This window comes from Bartonella queenslandensis AUST/NH15 (assembly GCF_000312585.1).
GTDB classification, from domain to species: Bacteria; Pseudomonadota; Alphaproteobacteria; order Rhizobiales; family Rhizobiaceae; genus Bartonella; species Bartonella queenslandensis_A.
In genome coordinates this window covers 5,545-8,738 of the sequence record NZ_HE997982.1, presented here as the reverse complement: position 1 = coordinate 8,738, position 3,194 = coordinate 5,545, and the positions used below count along the sequence as shown (strand labels likewise).

Sequence of the window (3,194 nt, the reverse complement as noted above, 5' to 3'; positions counted from 1 at the left end):
CCTACCTGTCGCGGAATAAACTGCACTTCACGCTTGTTATTTCTCTCACTTCCCACAACCGCATTTACAAGAGGAGCAATGCGGTTAAAAGTCATCACGGGGCGGTTTTGCTCTTTTAAAGCCGCTAAATCCTTCTCATCCCACTGAGCTCCGTTATAAAAACCAAAATCTTCACGCGCTTGCTCTCGCCATTTATTCACATGCCCTATATCTTCTTTGTACCAATTGATCAGCTTACAAAACAGATCATCTTGTGACAAATCTGAAGTCTCTTTTTGATCGAATGTCTCATCGTCTTGCATTATTGTGCCATCCATGAGGTGTTCTTGTTATAGTCATCCCAACCGCTATAGGCTCTTCTCTTTTGTCTTATCTGAGGTTCTTCATAAGAAACGCACATCAAACCAAAAGCATCTGCAGCATGGCTGGACCAATCATGCTCTGCCCCCAAACCAATACCCCGTTTCTCATCCCATTTCTCATGATACCAATTTAGTGCCTTACGACCCGCCCCCGTCGTTTCTTCATGAAACCAAACCGAAGGCAAAATACGTCTCACTGCCTCTATCCGCATCTTTACAGCACCAGGTCCTTGATTAGGGATTACTTGCGTCTCAAAACCCGCATCATTAAGAGAGCTTTCAAAACTAACATTATGAACTCTGTCTCTCGTCGCACCATCATGGGGTAAAACCATCAACGCCTTCTCATAGCCATTGTGACGCAACCACCCTATGTGTTCTGATAACGGCTGTCCTTGCGCCTCATAATAATCAAGCACCCTTATTTCCTTACCGATAAACTGCGCTATCCATATTGCCGTCGCATCTGCCTTGGCACCCGTGCCTCCAATATCCCAAAAGGCACGGATCTGCATCAAAGGATCACGAGAAACACGCCCTATTCGACCCTCTTGCTCGGCTTCTAACATTTCCTTTTGATAGTAAGCACCCTGAACGGCTTTAAGATAATCCCCTTCCCATACATGCTTATAGATCTCAGGACGGTTTTTAAGATCATCCAATCTTGCTTGCTCCAAAATCTTTGGAAACTTTGGATTGTCTGACCAATTGATCTCAACGCCCTTAATGGCTTTGTTATCAGAAAAACGAAACCGCTTTTCAACCGGGGCATTTTCACGCAAGGGATTCCATGTCACCCATAATTCTGCTCTCCACCCCTCACCTTCCTCACGTAAAGTGGGTATAAGCGTCTGCCAAGCTGTCTCTGTCACAGGTTCTGCCTCATCAACCCAGCAAAGCAAAATGCGACCCATCGATTTAATGCTTGCTATATTGCGATCAAGACCGATAAACTGGAAATCTATACGACCATCAATGGACTTAATCGAGGACTCCCCAATTTTATAATAAGCACTCAAAAAGTCATGATCTTCAATAGCCCGTTTAATTTCCTGCAAAGAGCTCTCTGCCAATGAATTTTGAAACTGCCTAGCACAAACAATGTTACCAGAAACCCCTCCTAAACCCAATTGATAGCCTTTTAAAGCTGCCATTAAAGCAAAGGACCTTGTCTTACCAGATCCTCTTCCTCCCCATGCTGCTCTCACAAACGCATCCCCTGCAAAAATAGGCACAAGCTTGCGTATGATCTTAATTTCTCTCTCTGTCGTCATCTAAATAGGATATTTTGACATTCTGTACGATATTAATGGCACCCCCATTTTGCCCCGTTAATTGAATAGGCAAAACCTTTCCCAATAAGGATAAAAAAGCATGCGGGCATCTTACAGCTTGCTTCTCAAGATAAGACACCAAACCATCATTGCCATACTTTCCCCCTGCTCTCTCTCCTGCTTCAATAATCGCATCTCTTAAGAGCCGCGTGCTGATATTGATTGCTCCCTTGCGCCGCCCCTTACCTGCATTGGGGGGCTTTTTTCTGACAACTGTTTTTTCTGTTTGAGACGTCTGTTCTGGAATTTGTGATGTCATTAATTCCTCCCTCCAGATAACAAAAAACCCCGCAAATCCGGGGCTTTTTAACTGCACTTTCCCTCATTTAGATACAATACGTCTAAGTACAGTAATGTCATTAAATACGATTTGCAACACTTTGTCAACAACAAAATAACACATATTGATATTTTTAAAGGGAATCTGTTAAACAGCGCTTATGAATAATTAAGGGTTCAAAATGATGAAGTCATTATCCATAACACGCGTCGTAACATTTATAGCCTTTTTTTCTCTATCAGCGCTACCTACATCAGCGTCATTTGTAGATAAATTGACGCGTATGTTTACAAGTGTAGATACTATAGAGAAGTATAATAAACTTTACAACGAATACGCGAATGAAGCATATATTGGCTCTACGCATTATGAAAAGCGACACAAAGCAGAAAAATATGCACACAACAATGGCTACTCAGGTCTATTTTCCCAACTTGATCTTGTATTGCATCGTCACATATACATTATTTATTGTGGACGCTATGTGAATTTATTACGGGGAGAGTATAATAATGTGATATCACAGATAGATCTACCCAATGTAATAAGTATTTTACGACGTGATTATGGTTGGAGTGAAGAAGATTTTATGTGGACATACAGCATATCCAATAACAGCATAGATCCAATGTTTTATTATGCGAAAAAATTTATTAGGACTTCAAAAGATGGCCATAACCCAGAAATGCAAACGACTGAGATAGTATCTCTGATGAGAGACGGTCATTATGAATTCATTGAACAAATGGTTCGATTTTGCAAATACGACTTAAAAATGATATACACTATAATGAAACCGTGGTAGAGATTGTCATTTAACGATCAAAATGTTTCTGAAGAGCATTAAGAGCGACCTGCAATGTACTCACAAGATATGGTAATGGTTTATCTTCTATAACGAGGTACTGTAGCGCAGCATAAAGATTATACTGTCTATAAAGGCGCTGTGCTTCTTTTAGTGCCTCTTGCATGTTGATAAACTGCTCTGTTGCAAATGCTACCCATTTATCTCTTGCCTTATCATCTGAAGATGATGGCATTTCGTCATAAATAGCGCTTGGCAAGCCTTTTGCACAAAGGTAATTGTTTCTTATCTGTAGATATTGTTGCGCGGCGTCATATTGCTCTTGTGTCAACACGCCTTGTAAACAAAGCCGCCCTATATAAGATCCAGAAAGTGGATTTTTTGCCTCTTGTAACGTTAAACCGAAGCGCTTT

At 41.1% G+C, this 3,194-nt stretch carries 5 protein-coding genes; 1 reads left to right on the top strand and 4 read right to left on the bottom strand.

Features of this window, described 5'->3' with window-relative positions:
• From BN338_RS01985 to BN338_RS01975, 3 genes are all read right to left on the bottom strand, one after another.
• Positions 1 to 317, bottom strand: a 317-nt coding sequence (locus BN338_RS01985; protein WP_039758551.1) for a portal protein, incomplete at its 3' end; no start/stop codon positions are given.
• Positions 302 to 1,636, bottom strand: a complete 1,335-nt coding sequence (locus tag BN338_RS01980) for a PBSX family phage terminase large subunit (protein WP_039758550.1) — start codon at positions 1,634 to 1,636, stop codon at positions 302 to 304. The genes BN338_RS01985 and BN338_RS01980, both read right to left, overlap by 16 nt.
• Complete coding sequence (locus BN338_RS01975) at positions 1,614 to 1,955, bottom strand: hypothetical protein (protein ID WP_039758549.1); 342 nt, start codon at positions 1,953 to 1,955, stop codon at positions 1,614 to 1,616. The genes BN338_RS01980 and BN338_RS01975 overlap by 23 nt, the downstream gene beginning before the upstream one ends.
• Before the next feature lie 202 nt (positions 1,956 to 2,157).
• On the opposite strand from BN338_RS01975, the gene BN338_RS01970 reads away from it, so the two are divergent.
• The gene (locus tag BN338_RS01970; protein ID WP_039758548.1) at positions 2,158 to 2,781 is read left to right on the top strand and encodes a hypothetical protein; all 624 of its coding nucleotides are present in this window, start codon (positions 2,158 to 2,160) and stop codon (positions 2,779 to 2,781) included.
• 10 nt (positions 2,782 to 2,791) lie between these two features.
• Here BN338_RS01970 and BN338_RS01965 read toward each other — a convergent pair.
• Positions 2,792 to 3,194 (bottom strand): hypothetical protein (locus tag BN338_RS01965; protein ID WP_039758547.1); only part of this gene is annotated, 403 nt, incomplete at its 5' end.